The organism is Mycobacterium sp. NGS15 (assembly GCF_059813245.1).
The window spans coordinates 1-16,858 of record NZ_JCALEF010000001.1; the positions used below are offsets into that span (position 1 = coordinate 1).

17 protein-coding genes and 1 pseudogene are annotated in these 16,858 nt (G+C 61.3%); 11 read left to right on the plus strand and 7 right to left on the minus strand.

Annotated elements, in window-relative coordinates; translation table 11 throughout:
• Positions 1-18 precede the first annotated feature (18 nt).
• The 6 genes and pseudogenes from AC5Y5C_RS00005 to AC5Y5C_RS00030 form a co-directional block, all read left to right on the plus strand.
• Positions 19-296 (plus strand): annotated as a pseudogene (locus AC5Y5C_RS00005) (IS3 family transposase); the annotation flags it as partial.
• Between the two features lie 153 nt (positions 297-449).
• Positions 450-1,457 carry a LacI family DNA-binding transcriptional regulator gene (locus AC5Y5C_RS00010; RefSeq protein ID WP_499967949.1) on the plus strand — a complete coding sequence of 336 codons (1,008 nt, stop codon included), beginning with the start codon at positions 450-452 and terminating at the stop codon, positions 1,455-1,457.
• 113 nt (positions 1,458-1,570) lie between these two features.
• Positions 1,571-2,554 carry a C-terminal binding protein gene (locus tag AC5Y5C_RS00015; RefSeq protein ID WP_499967950.1) on the plus strand — a complete coding sequence of 328 codons (984 nt, stop codon included), beginning with the start codon at positions 1,571-1,573 and terminating at the stop codon, positions 2,552-2,554.
• 150 nt (positions 2,555-2,704) lie between these two features.
• On the plus strand, positions 2,705-3,562 hold the full coding sequence (locus AC5Y5C_RS00020) for a fumarylacetoacetate hydrolase family protein (protein WP_499967951.1): 858 nt from the start codon (positions 2,705-2,707) through the stop codon (positions 3,560-3,562).
• A gap of 30 nt (positions 3,563-3,592) precedes the next feature.
• The gene (locus tag AC5Y5C_RS00025; RefSeq protein ID WP_499967952.1) at positions 3,593-5,176 is read left to right on the plus strand and encodes an AMP-binding protein; all 1,584 of its coding nucleotides are present in this window, start codon (positions 3,593-3,595) and stop codon (positions 5,174-5,176) included.
• Between the two features lie 109 nt (positions 5,177-5,285).
• Positions 5,286-5,510 carry a helix-turn-helix domain-containing protein gene (locus AC5Y5C_RS00030; RefSeq protein ID WP_499967953.1) on the plus strand — a complete coding sequence of 75 codons (225 nt, stop codon included), beginning with the start codon at positions 5,286-5,288 and terminating at the stop codon, positions 5,508-5,510.
• A 21-nt stretch (positions 5,511-5,531) separates the two neighbouring features.
• Here AC5Y5C_RS00030 and AC5Y5C_RS00035 read toward each other — a convergent pair whose 3' ends face one another.
• Positions 5,532-6,155, minus strand: coding sequence for a TetR/AcrR family transcriptional regulator (locus AC5Y5C_RS00035; RefSeq protein ID WP_499967954.1), 624 nt, complete (start codon positions 6,153-6,155; stop codon positions 5,532-5,534).
• Positions 6,156-6,285: 130 nt separating this feature from the next.
• On the opposite strand from AC5Y5C_RS00035, the gene AC5Y5C_RS00040 reads away from it, so the two are divergent.
• Positions 6,286-7,164: an alpha/beta fold hydrolase gene (locus tag AC5Y5C_RS00040; RefSeq protein ID WP_499967955.1), complete on the plus strand. Its 879-nt coding sequence runs from the start codon at positions 6,286-6,288 to the stop codon at positions 7,162-7,164.
• Positions 7,151-7,936, plus strand: a complete 786-nt coding sequence (locus AC5Y5C_RS00045; RefSeq protein ID WP_499967956.1) for an SDR family oxidoreductase — start codon at positions 7,151-7,153, stop codon at positions 7,934-7,936. The genes AC5Y5C_RS00040 and AC5Y5C_RS00045 overlap by 14 nt, the downstream gene beginning before the upstream one ends.
• 602 nt (positions 7,937-8,538) lie before the next feature.
• On the opposite strand, the gene AC5Y5C_RS00050 is transcribed toward AC5Y5C_RS00045, so the two are convergent.
• The 5 genes from AC5Y5C_RS00050 to bla form a co-directional block, all read right to left on the minus strand.
• Positions 8,539-9,102 (minus strand): TetR/AcrR family transcriptional regulator, encoded by a 564-nt coding sequence (locus AC5Y5C_RS00050; protein WP_499967957.1) that lies wholly within the window; start codon positions 9,100-9,102, stop codon positions 8,539-8,541.
• Between the two features lie 68 nt (positions 9,103-9,170).
• Positions 9,171-9,737: an OsmC family protein gene (locus AC5Y5C_RS00055; protein ID WP_499967958.1), complete on the minus strand. Its 567-nt coding sequence runs from the start codon at positions 9,735-9,737 to the stop codon at positions 9,171-9,173.
• A 69-nt stretch (positions 9,738-9,806) separates the two neighbouring features.
• The gene (locus AC5Y5C_RS00060; protein WP_499967959.1) at positions 9,807-10,142 is read right to left on the minus strand and encodes a carboxymuconolactone decarboxylase family protein; all 336 of its coding nucleotides are present in this window, start codon (positions 10,140-10,142) and stop codon (positions 9,807-9,809) included.
• Between the two features lie 33 nt (positions 10,143-10,175).
• A complete protein-coding gene (locus tag AC5Y5C_RS00065; RefSeq protein WP_499967960.1) occupies positions 10,176-10,970 on the minus strand; it encodes an SDR family NAD(P)-dependent oxidoreductase in 795 nt (264 codons plus the stop codon).
• 548 nt (positions 10,971-11,518) lie between these two features.
• On the minus strand, positions 11,519-12,418 hold the full coding sequence (gene bla, locus AC5Y5C_RS00070) for a subclass B3 metallo-beta-lactamase (RefSeq protein WP_499967961.1): 900 nt from the start codon (positions 12,416-12,418) through the stop codon (positions 11,519-11,521).
• Positions 12,419-12,477: 59 nt separating this feature from the next.
• Between bla and AC5Y5C_RS00075 the strand changes: the two genes are divergently transcribed.
• From AC5Y5C_RS00075 to AC5Y5C_RS00085, 3 genes are all read left to right on the plus strand, one after another.
• Positions 12,478-13,623 (plus strand): acyl-CoA dehydrogenase family protein, encoded by a 1,146-nt coding sequence (locus AC5Y5C_RS00075; RefSeq protein ID WP_499967962.1) that lies wholly within the window; start codon positions 12,478-12,480, stop codon positions 13,621-13,623.
• A gap of 95 nt (positions 13,624-13,718) precedes the next feature.
• On the plus strand, positions 13,719-14,969 hold the full coding sequence (gene lipE / locus AC5Y5C_RS00080) for a lipase LipE (RefSeq protein ID WP_499967963.1): 1,251 nt from the start codon (positions 13,719-13,721) through the stop codon (positions 14,967-14,969).
• Positions 14,970-15,054: 85 nt separating this feature from the next.
• A complete protein-coding gene (locus tag AC5Y5C_RS00085; protein ID WP_499967964.1) occupies positions 15,055-15,447 on the plus strand; it encodes a hemophore-related protein in 393 nt (130 codons plus the stop codon).
• A 1-nt stretch (position 15,448) separates the two neighbouring features.
• Here the strand turns inward: AC5Y5C_RS00085 and AC5Y5C_RS00090 are convergent, their stop codons facing one another.
• Complete coding sequence (locus tag AC5Y5C_RS00090; protein ID WP_499967965.1) at positions 15,449-16,852, minus strand: mycothione reductase; 1,404 nt, start codon at positions 16,850-16,852, stop codon at positions 15,449-15,451.
• Positions 16,853-16,858 lie beyond the last annotated feature (6 nt).

Here is a 16,858-nt window from a genome sequence, read left to right on the forward strand (position 1 = left end):
ACTCAGTTCACCTCATGAGTTTTCGGAGAGAAGATCCGTCCCAACGGACTGCTGCCGTCCTTCGGAACGATCGGTGACGGCCTGGACAACGCTGTACTGGAATGCTTTTGGTCCTTCGCGCAAATCGAGCTTCTCGACCGCCAGAAGTGGAAGACTCGGCTGGAGCTCGCCAACGCGGTCTTCGACTACATAGAAACCCCCATAACCGGCAACGCCGCCACTCGGAGCTGAACTACCGCACCCCGGTCGAATACGAACTATCCTTCACCAACGACACCCTCACCGCCGGCAGTTAGTCACGACAAGTGGAACCCAGGCAGGGCGGGTCAAGATGTCACCTATTCGTGCAATGACCCGATCATCGTTCACCGTTGAATCAAGAGCATAGCCACAGCGGCAAGTGATGGGCTTGCTAACGTTATACTTACTCACGGGAGGTCGAGCGTGCCATGGTCACTGCGAAGGACGTCGCGGAACGGTTGCAAGTTTCGATATCTACAGTTGGGCGTGCCCTGGCCGACGACAATCGGATCAGCGGCGCGACCCGCCAGCGCGTGCGAGAAACCGCGACAGAAATGGGCTACGCAGGCAACAGCGCTGCCCGAATTGTACGCGGCCAGCCCAGTAACTTGGTCGGGTTGATTGTTCCGGATATTCGCAACAGCTTCTACGCCAGTGTCGCACATCAGCTTTCAGTAACATTGAGCCAGTACGGGTACCAACTGATGCTCGCGGAGTCGGGGGACGATCGCAGTACCGAATTGCGGCATGTTCGCGACCTCGTCGCAGGCAAGGCTGCCGGTCTGATAGTGGTGCCGAGCGGCTCACCACATCCAGAGGTCGTCAAGCTACTCGAATCGATTCAACATGTGCAACTGTTGCGCAAACAGCCAGGCTGGGGTGACCAGTGCTTCGGGATAGGTGACTACGACGCCTTGAGAGAAGCGACGGGCCACTTGGCGCAGCTCGGACATACTCGCGTCGCCTATATCGGTGGCCCGCTGTCGCTTTCAACCGGGTTCGAACGCTTTCGGGGCTACCGGAGCGTCATTCGCGACAACCAGATGGCTGACGAACCCGAGTTACAACACTTCATTCCGCCGGCGTCGGTCGGCGGCGCATCGAACGCCGTGAGAGAGCTGCTCGCATCGAAGCGCCCGCCTACCGGACTCGTACTCGGCTCGGTACAGCTCACTGCCGGAGTTCTCGATGCTCTGACAGCCGACAGAACGGCCGTTCCGGACCGACTCTCGATCGTCGGGTTCGGTGACGAGCCCGGGTTTTCATGGTGGGGCAGCGGATTGACAACGATGACTTTGCCAGTTGCCGCGGCCGCCGCCAGCTGCGCATTGTGGGTCGTAGACCATCTGCGTGCGCCTGCCGACAGCCCAGGCGCCTACACGTCATTGGTATCCGGAAGCCTACAGATCCGGGGCAGCACAGCACGTCTCAACTGATCGCCAGAGTTCCTCAGTTTCTAGTCGACTGGAGACCGTTCGTGCTATCGTTAGCAGTCGTCCGTCGCGTTTCCTCCGCTCACACGGCGCGCCCCAACGATTGGAGCAACCACATGCCGAATTGCCGTCGACGAGTAGCCATTCTGACCGACCGAGCATGGCCTGACGATACGATTGAGCGGCAGATTCTCGAGGACGCAGGAATCGCTCTGGTGGCAGCCGGAGCAGGGCCCAACCCGGTTGAGGTCATCGATCGGTTGGTTTCCGACATCCAGCCGCACGCAATCCTTACATGCTGGGACAAGGTCTCCAGTGAAGCCATCAGCAGCGCGAAGGATCTTCGAGTGATAACGCGGATGGGCGTCGGGCTCGACAACATCGCGGTATCGACAGCAACCGCACGCGGCGTTGTAGTCACCAATGTTCCGAACTACTGCGCGGAAGAGGTCTCCGACCATGCGGTCGCACTGGCGCTCGCATGGACTCGCGGAGTCGCACATGCCGATCGAGAAGTCAGGGCCAGACGGTGGAATCCTTCAAGTTTTCATCTCCGTCGACTCTCTACGCTTACCTGCGGCATCATAGGATTCGGGCAAATCGGTCGTCGAACGGCGGCAAAACTTCATGCTTTCGGCGCCAAGGTTCTCGTTTCTTCTCGTACTCCACCTGACCATGCCACGTCCGCAATAAACGTGCCCATAACAGAATTGCTGTCCTCCAGCGATGTCGTCTTCCTACATGTTCCGCTGACGGACGAAACCCACCACCTCATCGGCACGCACGAACTGCGAATCATGCGTCCCGGCGCCGTCCTGATCAATGTGAGCCGTGGAGGGCTGGTCGATACGGCAGCGTTGCTTGAGTCGCTCAATTCCGGTCACCTCGGCGGCGCAGGCCTTGACGTCATCGAAGGAGAACCGACGGTACCCGAGGCATTATTGGGTCATGACTCCGTGATCGTCACTCCGCACATAGCCTTCAGCTCCGACGCTGCGCTAGCGGAGCTGCGGCACAGCGCCGCACAGGAAGTCGTGCGGGTGCTTGCGGGGAAGCCTCCCGAACACCAATGCAACCACCCAACTCTTTGGTCGCCTTAATAGGTCGATGCGTTAGTCGAAATTGCCGACACCCTCCTCTTCTTCCACTCGAGTCAGAATTGTCCGTTGCCGGAGCGCGCTAATATTTCTGCACCACAAATACAACCGTAGAACGTTAATACTAGCAGCCACCAGGAGAAGGAATATCTCATGCGAATTGCGAATGTCGATGGCCGGGCAACAGTCTTGACGGCCGACGATCGTGGTATCGACGTCGAATCTGCGTCCAATGGTAAATACGGCCAAGCCTGGCAGGCCCTCTACGAAAATTGGGATGAATTCCTCGCTTGGGCCCAGGTGCTGGGTACCAAGGATGAAATCCATTTCACCCGATCTCAGCTCGGTCCCCCTTCTCCCCAACCCAGGCAGATTGTTGCAACGGGCCTGAACTACAGCACGCACGTCGCAGAGGCAGGCTTCGAACGGACCGACATTCTCCCGCCGACATTCACCAAGTTTCCGTCCTCACTTGCTGGACCGGATGTCGAGGTCGTGATTCCTCCTGGCGGGAAGGTCGATTGGGAGGTCGAACTCGTGCTGATCATCGGCAAGGCTGCACATAACGTTGCGGTCGCGGACGCGTGGCAACACATCGCGGGCGTGACGGTAGGACAGGACATCACTGAGCGAGGCATGCAGTTCAACGGCCCACACGTGCAGTGGAGCCTGCCGAAATCGTTTCCCAATTTTTCGCCGGTCGGCCCGTGGCTCGTGACAGCAGACGAACTGCAGGACCGCAACGACTTACGACTGACGTGCGCGATCGACGGCGAGGCCGTGCAAGATGCGCGCACTACAGGCATGATCTTTGCCGTCGATCGCCTTCTGTCGACGATCTCCGAGGTCCTCACTCTTTATCCAGGCGACATTTTGTTCACCGGCACTCCCGAAGGAGTGGGAATGGCACAAAACCCGCAGCGATGGCTCCGGCCCGGCGAAGTGCTGGTCAGCTCTATCGAGGGCATCGGTGACATGCGGCAGGTCCTCGTGCCGTCACCCAGCAATTGATCGCCGAGCATCGAATCAACAAGGAGAGTCGTGAGTTTCGCGAGCCCATTTCCTGATGTCGACATCCCGGATGTCAGCGTCTACGAGTTCCTGTTCGGCGACATCGAGGCCGACGCGCAGTCTTTGCCGGCGCTGACCGATAGCGCCACCGGGGAAACGGTTACCTACGGGGCATTGTTGTCTGGCATCGAACGCATCGCCGGAGCACTTGTTGCCCGAGGGCTTGTCATCGGCGACGTAGTAGGACTTCATTCACCGAATGTACCTGCTTTTGCCACCGTATTTCATGGCATCCTGCGCACGGGCGGAGTAGCCACCACGATCAATGCGTTGTATACCGCATCCGACATAGCCCGACAATTGCAAGATTCGGCTGCAAAATTTCTGTTTACGTGTGCAGCGCTGTTGCCGCAAGCAGAAGCAGCAGCTGATCAGGCTACTATTTCGCGAGACCGAATCTTTGTGCTCGACGACGCAGAAGGGTTCTCGACCTTTCAAGACCTTCTCGACGAAGAAAGAACAGCGCCGGAAGTCCAATTCGATCCGAGTCAGCAACTTGCTGTACTTCCGTACTCTTCCGGCACTACCGGAAGGTCGAAAGGTGTGATGCTCACCCATCGAAATCTCGTTGCCAACATGTGCCAGATCAGCGCGCCGATGGGCATTCGATCCGACGACAGGATCCTTGCGGTTCTCCCCTTTTTCCACATCTACGGGATGACCGTCTTGCTCAATTCGGCACTCCATCAAAGGGCTTTGCTCGTGACGATGCAGAAGTTCGATCTCGAACAGTTCCTTTACACAATCTCTTCCTTCCGATGTACTTACGCGTTCATCGCGCCACCAGTGGCCATAGCATTGGCAAAGCACTCGCTGGTCGATGAATTCGATCTCACGTCGTTGCATTCGGTTTTCTCGGGGGCGGCACCGCTGGACTGCGAGCTTGGCGAGGCTGTCGCCCGTCGACTCGGCTGCAACGTCCGCCAGGGTTTCGGCATGTCGGAGATGAGTCCGGTGAGCCACGTCATACCGATCGATCGTGACGACATATCCCTGAACACCGTAGGTGTGACCGTTGCGAACATGAGATGCAAGCTCGTGGACACCGCTACGGCGGTGGAAATCGCAAGACCGATCAACGGAACGAGTGCACCAGGAGAACTATGGTGTGCAGGACCCAATATCATGGCGGGATATCTCGGCAACGAGAGCGCAACAGCGGAAGTCATTGATTCAGACGGTTACCTGCATACCGGTGACATCGCCACAGTGGATTCCGACGGTATTGTCACGGTGATCGATCGACTAAAAGAACTGATCAAATACAAGGGTTATCAAGTGCCACCAGCAGAGTTAGAGGCAGTTCTAATGACGCATCCGGGTATCGCCGATGCGGCGGTCATCGGTGTATTCGATGACAACGGCGAGGAAGTGCCGAAAGCATACGTCGTCGAGCAGCCGGGAGCGGACCTCGATAAGGCCGACATTCTTGCCTTCGTCGCCGAACGTGTCTCACCGCACAAGAAGGTTCGCAAAGTAGAGTTTATCGAGCAGATACCAAAGTCCCCCGCAGGGAAGATCCTTCGACGCGAGCTGCGTGCGATCACCACTTAGTGAGAGCTCTCTTATACCTGGCCCGGATCAACTTGCCGCGTCCGGGCCTGACCGCAACTCCTGAGCTGGAGCCACTACTTTTTGATCGGCCGGAATTTGCACTCTAACGTTGGGGCGTTCACGCGAGCTTCGCGAGACTCTGCTTGCGTTTTTCGACGCCAACAAGAGCTATACGGCGGTCGCCCGCTCCTCCCACCTGCACAAGAACACCGTCGTCCAACGCATCATGCGCGCAAAGGAATCGACCGCGCGACATGCGGCCAGGGACCTCGACATTCATGTCGCGCTCATGGCGGTTGACGTGCTCGGTGAGGACGTTCTCGCTGACGCGTGACACCTCCCGGCCCCCAGAGAGTCACGGCGAGTCGATGAACAATCCTCTGGTCACGATGGTGATCCAGGTGGCGATGAGATCCCTTATCCCGCTGGCATCATGAGGTTGCCGGTCGGGCCGCCAGCTCAGAGCCAAGATACCGTTCATCGCAGCCCACAGGGCGGTGGCGGCGGTCACCGGATCGAGGCGCGGATTGATACTGCCCTCAGCAATGCCCTCGGACACCGCTTCGGCGAGTTTGGCGTTCTGTTCTCCTACGAGGCTGGCTATCCGCGCGAAGGCATCAGGTTGGCTGGGAGGGTTGGCGAGCAGTCGGAATTGATCTGGTCGCTCGAGCGCGAACCGGGTGTAGGCCTCGGCGGCGCGACGGATCCGATCCACCGGCGTGCCCGCCGCGGCATACGCGGCGTCCATGTACTGGCGGTTTTCTTGCAGCGCGCGCTCGGCGACTGCCAGCAATACAGCCGATCGTCCACCGACTCGGTTGTAAATCGTCTGCACCGCAACGTCCGCGCGGTCCGCGACGGCTTCCAGTGTGAGTGCCTCGGCGCCGCTTTCCAGCACCAGCTGTTCGGCCGCGTCGACGACCGCGCAGTAAGTGGCGGCGGCTCGCCGTGCCGTCCGGGTTATCCCGTCCCCAGTCATCCTGGCTACGCTACTCGCCGACTGTAGCCACATCCATAATTGGAATCACTTCCATTAATGGAATGTATTCCATATAGTGACGGGCGGTGGCCACCAATCGCCACCCATGCCCCCGTTACGGAGACCCGAGATGGATAGATCCGACATCACCTTCATGGCGGAATCAACTAAGTGCGCGGGCTGGATTTATCTGGCTGACGTGGAACGTCCTGCGCCATGCATCGTGATGGCTCACGGCTTGGCGGGTGTGAAGGAGATGCGACTCGATGCGTACGCGCAGCGATTCGTTGCGAACGGATACCACGTATTGGTGTTCGACTACCGGCATTTCGGCGCCAGCGACGGCACACCCCGCCAAGTGCTTGACATCGGAAAACAGCACACCGACTGGGCTGCGGCGGTCAGCTACGCCCGCTCCAGACCAGAAGTGGACCCAGCACAAATCGTGCTCTGGGGCTCGTCGCTGGCAGGAGGGCATGTGATGGCCATGGCCAGATCCGTGGCCGCCGTTGCCGTCATCGCCCAGGTCCCGCATGCAGACGGTCCGACATCGGTGCTCGCATTGGGCCCGATGCAAGCACTCAAACTCACCGGGCACGGCCTGTACGACGCGGCCCGCGCGGTGCTACGGCTCTCACCGCACTATGTCACGTCCTCCGGCACGCCTGGGTCCTCGGCCATGATGACTGCCCCTGACGCGCATGAGGGCTATCGACGTCTCATCCCTGAAGGGCAAGTATTCGATGAACGAGTTGCCGCCCGCGTCGCACTCACAGTCGGTCTGTACTCGCCGGGCCGCAAACTCCGCGATGTAGCGGTCCCTGTCCTCGTGCAGGTCGCCGCAAAAGACCAGACCACTCCGCCGGCGGCGGCGATCAAGGCCGCCAACCGGGCCCCCTCGGCTGTCGTAAAGATCTACGACATAGGCCATTTCGAGCCCTATGTCGAACCCGCCTTTAATTCCGTCGTTAACGACCAGATCGATTTCCTCCAAGATGTCCTCGACTAACCGGACCGGCCGCAGCGTCGTCATCACCGGCGCTGGCGCCGGTATCGGGCGCGCCGCCGCGCGCCGGTTCGCCGCGCTCGGTGCCACGGTGTGCGCCACGGACGTGAACGCCTCTGCACTGCAAACCCTGCGCGGGGAACTCGGTGACGAGCACACCTACGCCACAATGGACGTCACCGATAAAACCGACGTCGCCCGAGTCCTGGCTGCCTTCGCCGAAAAGCAAGGCGGCGCCTTCGACGTGCTGCTCAACAACGCCGGTGTCGCCTTCCTCGGCGACTTTCAGACCTTGCCCCTCGAGCAGCACGAACTGGTGACGGGAGTAAATGTCACCGGCGTGCTCAACTGCACATATCTATCGTTTCCATACCTGTCGAAAGCGCCCAGGGCCACCGTCATCAACATGTGTTCACTATCTGCCGAGTACGGCCTTCCCAGCGAAGCCACCTACTCGGCCAGCAAGTTCTGGGTACGCGGTTTCACCGAGGCGATGAACATCGAGTGGGAGCGCCACGGGATCCACGTCTGCGACATCATGCCCAATTTTGTAGCGACCCCGATGATGGATATCGCGCACACCAAGCTGGTCAAGTCCGTCGGTGTCAAGCTCACCGCCGACGATGTTGCCGACACCATTATGGGTGCGGCCGGGAACCGCTCCCGGGTGCACTGGACCGTAGACACCCTGACGGGCACCGTTCTGCGGGCGATCAACAACCACTGTCCAGCGCCGATTCGGCGACAGCTCATCAAGAGACTTGCCGGCTACTGACGTCCATCACGAACACATCAGCCCGAGCCATCGTGGTTGCCGACCTCGCGAAGGCCCGCAGGGTCGGCAATCGGTAAGAGCCTCAACGGCTTTGCGAAGCTCAGGGCGCCTCGCGCCCGGAAAGGAAGGCGAGGTTCGTGCTGGTGACTTCGGAAACCGACAGACCCCGACTGCAGCCGCTTGTGTGACAAGCCCGAGATGGAGCAGAACCCGCCTTGTCCGCATCAGGAATGCAGCTTGCTGAGCTGCGACGCGCCGGCTTTGGGAACAGAATCCGACCGAATTCGCCCGCATCATTCGCCAGCGATTCAGTGATACCGCCGCTTCCTCACGTCCATCTGGCAGGTCATGCTCCGGTGCAGGCTCGAGACCCAAACAAGTCTCGCGCCAAGTCGCCTCTGCGGCGGCCATTTCGGCATGGCCAAGGGATCTGAACATCTCAATCAGTGATCGGCGGCAGGTACCGTCGTTAACCGGTTACCGCCTACCGCGTTCGCGCTATCTGCCGTCAAGGCCGTGCGCAACCGCGATACATCAAGGCCGCCGCAAGGTCTGTGTGACCAGTGTTTTTAGGTACTGCGCCTGAACTGGCGGCGCCCGTTCTAGTTTCTCCTGAGGATGCGGCCGATGACATCGGGATCGATGTCACCTTGAGTCCTTAAACCCCAGCTAACGAAACTAGCGCCCTCCAGCAGGCTGAGGATCTCGTAGGCTTTTTGGCGCGCGTCTCCAGCCGCGGGCATTTCACCGTTCGCGACTCCACCTGCAATGGTTTTCTCAATCCATTGCAGGTGGGTCTCGAAGTACTTCGTTGTCAGAGCCTGCATTTTTTCTGGCAAAGTCGTCATTTCCGCTGCGAGTGCTCCGCACAGCGGCAGCGATCCAGCCGATCTGGACTCTTTGAACATCTGCGCGAATGCATCGAGACGGCCCCGGGCCGTGGACCTGTTGGCTTCGATGGTCTGCAGTTGTTCTTCCAGCTGCGTTATATACGTCTCCACAACAGAGACACCGAGGTCCTCTTTTGTGGGAAAATGGTAGTGGATGCTCGCTTTCCGAATCCCGATACGCTTCTCTAAATCGGCATAACTGAATGCCGAGAAACCTCTGGCGCGTATGAGGTGCTCCGCTGACTCTATAAGTGATCGCCGGGTGTCAAGAGGCATACCCACTGTGTCCTTCCGATGCGGTGCAGACTCCGCTTTGGGCTCTCGGTTTTGCTGGTCGGCAGATGCTAACGGACTGGGTCTGCGTTCACGACAACGAGTTCAGGAATCATGTGTATCGCTTTGGAGAAGTTCGCGAAGTTCGGCGATGTGCGCATGACGGCCTCATGGATCTCCTCGATCTGCTCAGCGGTGCCGTCGGTGTCGATGCTGACTTTGTAGTGAATCTCGTTGTAGCCCGGGTTGACATTGGCATCCAGGCCCAGGAACCCGCGAAGATCCAACTCGCCGGTCGTCTCGATCTCCAGGGAACGAACGGTAACACCCATCGTGGCTGCGATGGCGGCATACCCAACCGACATACATGCATTCAGAGCTGCCATGAGCAGTTCCTGCGGGTTGGGCGCACTGTTGCCGCCTAGTAGCTGCGGCGGCTCGTCGGCTTCAATGGTGAAGTGCCTGTCGTATGTTTCGCCCAGCAGCTCAAACGATTTGACCGTCGCGACGGTGCGCGCCTGACCTTTCCATTCGGTATGCACGGAAAACGCTGCGTGCGTGTTCTCGGGGTCTTGTTGCACCTGCGCCGCGAATTGCTGGAAAGCTGCCACGTCAATGCCGTTGATTGGGTCGGTCATGATTCTCCTTCAAGTTGAGTGCTGCTATTTTTCGAGTTGTTCGGTGTCACTACAGCTGAGCGTGTGATGTCACAACGACTGGTATGCCTCAAGTGCGCGTGAAGAGTAGACATACGCGGCGCCCGCGTTAAGCGAGATTGCGGTACCTAGTGCTGCAGCGAGTTCAGCCTCGCTGGCCCCGGCCTTTTTCGCCGCAGCTGCATGTGCGGTTATACAGCCATCGCATCGGGTCGTAACAGCCACCGCCAATGAGATCAGCTCGTGCGTCTTGGCATCGAGAACGCCACCGTCTCTTGTGGCGAGCTCTAAGTCGTGAAAAGCTTTTGCCACGGACGGGTTCGCCCTCCTGAAGATACCGGTGCTCTTGACCAGCGCCTTCAATCGATCCTGCCACTCATCTACCATCAGATTTCTCCTTCTTGCCCCTGTCGATGCCCGCTATTTCGCGATCTTGCGGCCTGCCATCATTCCGCCATCGATGTCCCACACAGCCCCCGTTACCCAAGATGTCTTGTCGGACAACAGGAATACGATCGATTCCGCCACGTCCTGAGGAGTTCCGTTCCGGCCAAGCGGATGCATACCGTTGAATTCTTGCAGTGCGTTGTTTAATTCCTCGCCCGGAATGAATCTTTCAAAGATCTTGGTTTCGACAATCGCGGGCGCCACCGCGTTTACACGGATACCGTATTCCGCAAGCTCCATCGCCACATGTTTCGTCATGGCCTCCAACCCAACCTTGGCCATCGAGTAGGCCGACGCCGGCACCGTATCGATAGCCTGTTTTGCGGCCGTGGCCGTGATGCTCACGATTGAGCCCGGCTTCTTTTTACTTACCAGAGAATCGGCGACCAGCCGGGTGATGAAGAAGACCGAGCGGTTGATGCTGAGAAACGCGTCGTAGTCGGACATTGTATGCTCAAGAAAGGCGACGGGGTAGTAGATACCAGCCGAATTGACGAGCATGTCCACATCGCCGTGTTCGTTCTGGATCCTGTCCATCAGAGGTTGAACAGTGTCGAAGGACGACAAGTCCGCCGTAAGCGCGAAGGCCTTCCTTTCACCTACGATTTCGGCCAGCTCTTGGCGTGCAGCCTCCGCCTTTTCCGGCCGGTTACCCACCACAACTACTGAGCCGCCCAGCCTCGCCACCATTCGGGCGACCTCAAGGCCGATTCCGCTCGTACCGCCGATCACCAAAAGCTTCCGACCTACAAACTGCCCTGCGTTCATTAACGCCTCCTCACATTCGCCTACCTACTAGATGGTAGGCAGAGTAAGCGATGGCGGGCGGGCCGTCAAGGACAGGCTTAAGTACCTATATTTTCGCGTCCCCCGACCTGGCCGGATCAGGAAGCCGGACCTAGCGGCAAGGGCCGCAGACAGCGCTGTGTCGTTGCGATGCGAGCCAATGCCGCGCCGCGGCCTCGCGGGTTGATTTACCCGCAGCCACCACCAAGGCGGCCTCGATGGGCGGCCCAGCCGGAGACGATCGCGAGCTGGACTGAAGTGCGTCGGGCGGCAAGGCGGTTCCTGGTGGTCCAGATGGGGGCCGATCTGGCGACAAGGCCCTGGACAGCCCAGAATCGCCGCGATCCCGGCAGCTGCCACGGGCAGCTCGTCGACCTCTGCAGCAGATGACCGCGGCAGAAAAGGGCACTTCACGGGGTGTTCAGCGTCACGCCGAGGGCTCGTGCGCGGCCGCCGTCACCGGATGAAGGAGCCGACCTAACCCGACGACTCTGCGTCGGCCGTCGCGGGCTACCTGATGTTCAGCCGACTTAGCGGCCCGCCTGTTCCTCGGCGATCCGCTCGTCCAGCTTCGCGTCGAACTTGTCCGCAAGCGTCCTGCACGCCGTGGGGTCGATCATCGGGTTCGGGTCACGCCGCACCGCGAGCCTGTTCAACTTCGTGATGTCGTCCGCTTGTTCGGGATGCACGGCGAACACGATGTCGCACGGCAGCGCGCGCACCGTCTGAATGCTCTGCCGGAACCTTGACACGTGACCGGGAACAAAGCGGTAGTTGCCGGTGGCGACGGCATTGAGGCTGTCTGCGTAGACCATGTCCAAGCACCGGCCGCCCTCACACGATTTCCAGGTCCAACTGACACCGCCAGGTGTGTGGCCCGGAGTGAAATGGGCTGTCACCGAGATATTTCCGAGCTTTAGCCCCTCCCCATCGGCTATCTCCCGCACTCGTTCGACGGCGGGGAAGACGGCGTTCACGGTGTCGGAGGCCTGCGGATCATCGGCAGACACGTGCCCGGCGCATAGCGACTGGGCGCCGACGGGGCTCGACACCGCCGTGGCGCCGCTGTCATGGACCACCGCTGCGATACCGCCCGCATGATCGACGTGCGTGTGAGAGGACAACACGTACTTCACGTCCTCCACGGCGAACCCCAGCGTACGGATGTTGTCCTCCACCTGGGGTGCCGACTGTGGCATGCCCACATCCAGAAGGATCAGACCATCGTCGGTACGAATCAGCACCGAACTGATGCCCTCTGTCCCGACGTAGTAGGTGTCGCCATGCACGCGGATGGGTGCGCGCGGCTGCGTCCATACCGGATCTCCCGCCACCGGCGCGGTGAGCTGTTCGGGCTGCTCCGGCGGGGCGGCACATCCCGCGACGAGGACGGCGAGCGCGGCGACGGCGGGCAGCTTCATGGTCCCCATGCCTACCACCTCACCGAACACCTCAGCACGTGGATTTAGACGCATGCTTCGATAACACCATGCAACGCACTATCTACACCGAGGACCACAACGCGTTCCGGGAGTCCGTGAAGGCCTTCGTGCAGCGCCACGTCGAGCCGCGCGCCGAGAACTTCATCGAGCAGCGCTACATCGACCGCGAGCTGTGGTTAGAGGCCGGCAAGCAGGGCTATCTGGGGCTCGACGTCCCCGAGGAGTTCGGGGGCAGCTGCGCGGGGGACTACCGCTACAACGCGGTTCTGCAGGAGGAGCTGTCCCGCTCCAGCGCCGCGCTGGCCTCTTCGATGTCCATCCATTTCGACATCGTCGCGCCGTACCTCGTCGAGCTGACCACCGACGAGCAGAAACAGCGCTGGCTGCCGAAATTCTGCAGTGGCGAGATGATCACCGCCATCGGCATGACGGAACCCTCCGGTGGCTCCGATCTGGCTGCCCTCAAGACAAGTGCGGTCAAGGACGGTGACGACTGGGTCATCAACGGCTCCAAGACGTTCATCACCAACGGCGCCCGTGCCGATCTCGTCGTCGTCGCCGCGCGCACGGCACCCGAGTTGAAGGCCAAGGGCATCACCCTGTTCGCCGTCGAAGAGGGCATGCCCGGCTTCGAGCGCGGACGCAAGCTGGACAAGGTGGGCCAGCCCGAGGCCGATACCGCCGAACTGTTCTTCACCGATGTGCGGGTACCCGCCGAGAACGTGATCGGCGAGGTCAACCAGGGATTCATCTCGATGATGCAGCGCCTTCCCCAGGAGCGAATGGGCTGTGCGGTCGCCAACATCGCCCATGCGGCCGGTGTGCTGGAAGAGACGATCGAATACGCCAAGGAGCGCAAGGCGTTCGGTCAACAGATCGGCAGCCTGCAGTACAACAAGTTCCTCATCGCCGAGCTCGTCACCAAACTCGAAGCGGCACAGGTATACGTCGATCAAGGCGTGCTCGCACACAGCAAGGGCGAGCTTTCGGCGATCGATGCGGCGAAGGCCAAGTGGTGGTCCTCGCAGGTGCAGAACGAGGTCATCGACGCCTGCGTGCAGCTGCACGGCGGCTACGGCTACATGAAGGAGTACCGGGTCGCGCGGGCCTGGATGGACGCTCGCGTCACCAAGATCTGGGCGGGCTCCAACGAGATCATGAAGGAGCTCATCGGTCGCGACCTGGGCTTCTGATCGGACCCCGCCCGGGCCGCTACCGTCGAATGGGAATCTGGCGAGGCATTTGGTCGGAATTTCCTCGTGAGATTCCCACTCGGCGAAAGGGCATCATGACTGACGACGGACGGATACGAGTTCCGGCAGACCTGGACTCGGTGACGAACACCGGCAGCGGTGATCAGGCCGAGGACCACTCCGAGATCGACCCTGCCGCCGTCGAACGGATCTGGCAGGCGGCCCGGTACTGGTACCAGGCCGGTATGCACCCGGCGATTCAGGTATGTCTGCGGCACAAGGGAAAGGTGATCCTCAACCGTGCCATCGGACACGGCTGGGGCAACGCTCCCACCGATCCGGCCGACGCCGAGAAGATCCCCGTCACCACCGACACACCGTTCTGCGTGTACTCGGCCGCCAAGGCCATCTCGACGACGGTGGTCCACCTGCTGGTCGAGCGCGGCGCACTATCCCTCGATGACCGTGTCTGCGACTACTTGCCCACCTTCACCAGCCGCGGCAAGGATCGGATCACCATCCGTCACGTGATGACGCACAGCGCGGGCATTCCGGTGCCCACCGGACCGCGGCCCGACGTCACCCGGATGGACGACAGCGAGTACACCCGCGAACAGCTCGGGCAGCTGCGCCCGCTCTACCGTCCCGGCCTGGTGCACATGTACCACGCGCTGACCTGGGGACCGTTGGTGCGCGAGATTGTTCTGGGCGCCACCGGCAAGAGCATCCGCGACATACTAGCCACGGAAATCCTTGACCCCCTTGGGTTCCGGTGGACCAACTATGGTGTCGCGCCGGAGGATGTGCCGCTGGTGGCACCGAGCCATCCCACCGGCAAGCCGCTGCCCGCGCCCATGCGCGCGGCCTTCCGGGCAGTGGTGGGTGGCACCATGCACGAGATCATCCCGATGTCGAACCAGCCGTTCTTCCTCACCGGCGTGGTGCCGTCGTCCAACACCGTCTCCACCGCGAACGAGCTGTCCCGCTTCGCCGAGATACTGTGTCGCGGTGGGGAACTCGACGGAGTGCGGATCCTGTCCCCCGAGACCATCCGGGCCGCGGCGGCACCGGCCCGGCGCCTGCGCCCCGACATGGCGACCGGTGGCATGCCAATGCGCTGGGGCACGGGATACATGTTGGGCTCCAAACGATTCGGCCCATTCGGGCGTAACTCTCCGGCCGCGTTCGGGCATACCGGGCTGGTGGATATCGCCGTGTGGGCGGATCCCGCACGCGCCCTGTCCGTCGGTGTGGTCAGCAGCGGCAAGCCCGGTAACCACAAGGAAGCCAAGCGCTACCCCGCACTGCTGGATCTCATCGCCGCGGAGATCCCGCTCGTCGGTTGACCCTCTGGCGGTTAAGCGTACTGTGTAAACAAGGGCCGGGAACAGGGTCGGGGATCGTTGAACGACTATCCCGAAGAGAGATGCCATGAAGCTCCCCCACGTACGTCTACGCCAGACAACCCTCATCAGCGCGGTCAGCGTCTTCGCAGGACTCGCTGCCGCCGTAACGGTTCCCACCGCATCCGCGGCCCCGGACTGCAGCCAGGAGAGGCTGTCCGACACCGTCGGCACCACCACGTCGGCGACTCGCAGCTACCTCGACAGCCACCCGGGCGCACGCGCGGTGTTCGATGCCGCTCCCAACCAGTCCCGGCCCGAGGCGGCCGCCAGCATCCGCACGTACTTCACCGCTCATCCCGCGGAGTACCACGAGCTACGCGGCATTCTCGCCCCGATCGGCATCGCCCAGCGCGAATGCAACGTCACCGTGCTACCGGCGGGCCTGGCCTCCGCCTACGACGAGTTCATGGCCGGCTGAGCTACAGCTCCAGGCCAAGCAACGCGTTCTCGATCAGCTCGGGTAGCGCCGGGTGTATCCAGTACTGCCCCCGAGCCATCTCGCGCACCGGAATCGAGAAGCTCATCGCGGTGATCAGTGACTGGATCAGCGCCGATGCTTGATAGCCGACGATGTGCGCGCCGACCAGCAGGCCCGTCGCGCGGTCCGCGACCAGCTTGCACAGGCCTTCGGTGTCCTCCATCGCCCATCCGTACGCGATGTCCCCGTACGTCTGCACCTTCACCGCCACATCGATCCCGTGCTGCCGCGCCTCGTCCTCCGACAACCCCACCGACGCCACCTGGGGGCGGCTGAACACCGCACCCGGCACGAACCGGTGATCGCTGGCCGTGGTCGGCGAGTCCCACCCGGACAGCAGATTCGCCTGCACTACCCGGGCTTCGTGATTGGCCACATGCTTGAGCAGATAGTGCGAACTCACATCACCCAAGGCGTAGATGCCGCGCACCGGCGTGCGCTGGTACTGATCGACCGGAACGCGGCCCTTGTCGTCGAGCGCCAATCCCGCTGCCGCCACGTCCAACTGGTCACCGTTGGGGGTACGCCCGGTCGCGACCAGCAGCGCGTCGCCCGCCACCGTCGATCCGTCGGTGAGGTCCACTTCGATGCCGCCACCACCGGTTTCACGGGTGGCCAGCACCTCTGTGTTCAGCCGCACATCCCACCGGCCCGACACCACATCGGTGAAACGCTGCGAGATCGTCTCATCCTGGGCGCGCAGCAGCCTCGGGCCGCGCGCGATCACCGTCACCGCCGACCCCAGGCCGCTAAATACATGCGCGAACTCCGCAGCGATGAAGCCGCTGCCGACAATCACCACCCGATCGGGCAGTTCGGGCAGACGCATGATGTCGTCGTTGGTGTGATAGTCCACGCCACTCTCGGCGATCACGGGCGGGATAACCGGGCGGGATCCCGCGGCGATCACCACCTGCCGGGCCTCCAAGACCGTGCCATCGGCCAGTTGGAGCCGGTGAACCAGATCGCCCTCGGCATCGGCCAGCGGTGCGATGAATCGCGCCTCCTGCTGAAAGACGGTGATGTTCGGGCAGTCCTCGACGCGGTAGCGCAGCCCACCCGCCGCGATCGGATCTATCCGGCCGAAGACGCGCTCGCGGATATCGGCCCAGCGGGTCCCGCTCACCGAGCTGTCCACACCGAACCGGGCACCGTCGCGCGCCTCATCGGCCAAGTCCGCGGGATAGACGAACATCTTGGTGGGTATGCATCCGACATTCAGGCAGGTGCCGCCGTAGGCACCCCCGTACACACCGCGATCGACGATCGCGATCTTCTGATCCGCGAAACGGTCGTCGGGCAAGGAATTTCCACTGCCGGAACCGATGATGACGAGGTCGTACACCTGTTC

What these genes read in the sequence shown, in the direction of transcription:
- AC5Y5C_RS00010 (WP_499967949.1), top strand. Translation starts at nt 450, where the DNA reads ATGGTCACTGCGAAGGACGTCGCGGAACGGTTGCAAGTTTCGATATCT.
- AC5Y5C_RS00015 (WP_499967950.1), top strand. Translation starts at nt 1,571, where the DNA reads ATGCCGAATTGCCGTCGACGAGTAGCCATTCTGACCGACCGAGCATGG.
- AC5Y5C_RS00020 (WP_499967951.1), top strand. Translation starts at nt 2,705, where the DNA reads ATGCGAATTGCGAATGTCGATGGCCGGGCAACAGTCTTGACGGCCGAC.
- AC5Y5C_RS00035 (WP_499967954.1), bottom strand. Translation starts at nt 6,155, where the DNA reads ATGACTGGGGACGGGATAACCCGGACGGCACGGCGAGCCGCCGCCACT.
- AC5Y5C_RS00040 (WP_499967955.1), top strand. Translation starts at nt 6,286, where the DNA reads ATGGATAGATCCGACATCACCTTCATGGCGGAATCAACTAAGTGCGCG.
- AC5Y5C_RS00045 (WP_499967956.1), top strand. Translation starts at nt 7,151, where the DNA reads ATGTCCTCGACTAACCGGACCGGCCGCAGCGTCGTCATCACCGGCGCT.
- AC5Y5C_RS00050 (WP_499967957.1), bottom strand. Translation starts at nt 9,102, where the DNA reads ATGCCTCTTGACACCCGGCGATCACTTATAGAGTCAGCGGAGCACCTC.
- AC5Y5C_RS00055 (WP_499967958.1), bottom strand. Translation starts at nt 9,737, where the DNA reads ATGACCGACCCAATCAACGGCATTGACGTGGCAGCTTTCCAGCAATTC.
- AC5Y5C_RS00060 (WP_499967959.1), bottom strand. Translation starts at nt 10,142, where the DNA reads ATGGTAGATGAGTGGCAGGATCGATTGAAGGCGCTGGTCAAGAGCACC.
- AC5Y5C_RS00065 (WP_499967960.1), bottom strand. Translation starts at nt 10,970, where the DNA reads ATGAACGCAGGGCAGTTTGTAGGTCGGAAGCTTTTGGTGATCGGCGGT.
- bla (WP_499967961.1), bottom strand. Translation starts at nt 12,418, where the DNA reads ATGGGGACCATGAAGCTGCCCGCCGTCGCCGCGCTCGCCGTCCTCGTC.
- AC5Y5C_RS00075 (WP_499967962.1), top strand. Translation starts at nt 12,478, where the DNA reads ATGCAACGCACTATCTACACCGAGGACCACAACGCGTTCCGGGAGTCC.
- lipE (WP_499967963.1), top strand. Translation starts at nt 13,719, where the DNA reads ATGACTGACGACGGACGGATACGAGTTCCGGCAGACCTGGACTCGGTG.
- AC5Y5C_RS00085 (WP_499967964.1), top strand. Translation starts at nt 15,055, where the DNA reads ATGAAGCTCCCCCACGTACGTCTACGCCAGACAACCCTCATCAGCGCG.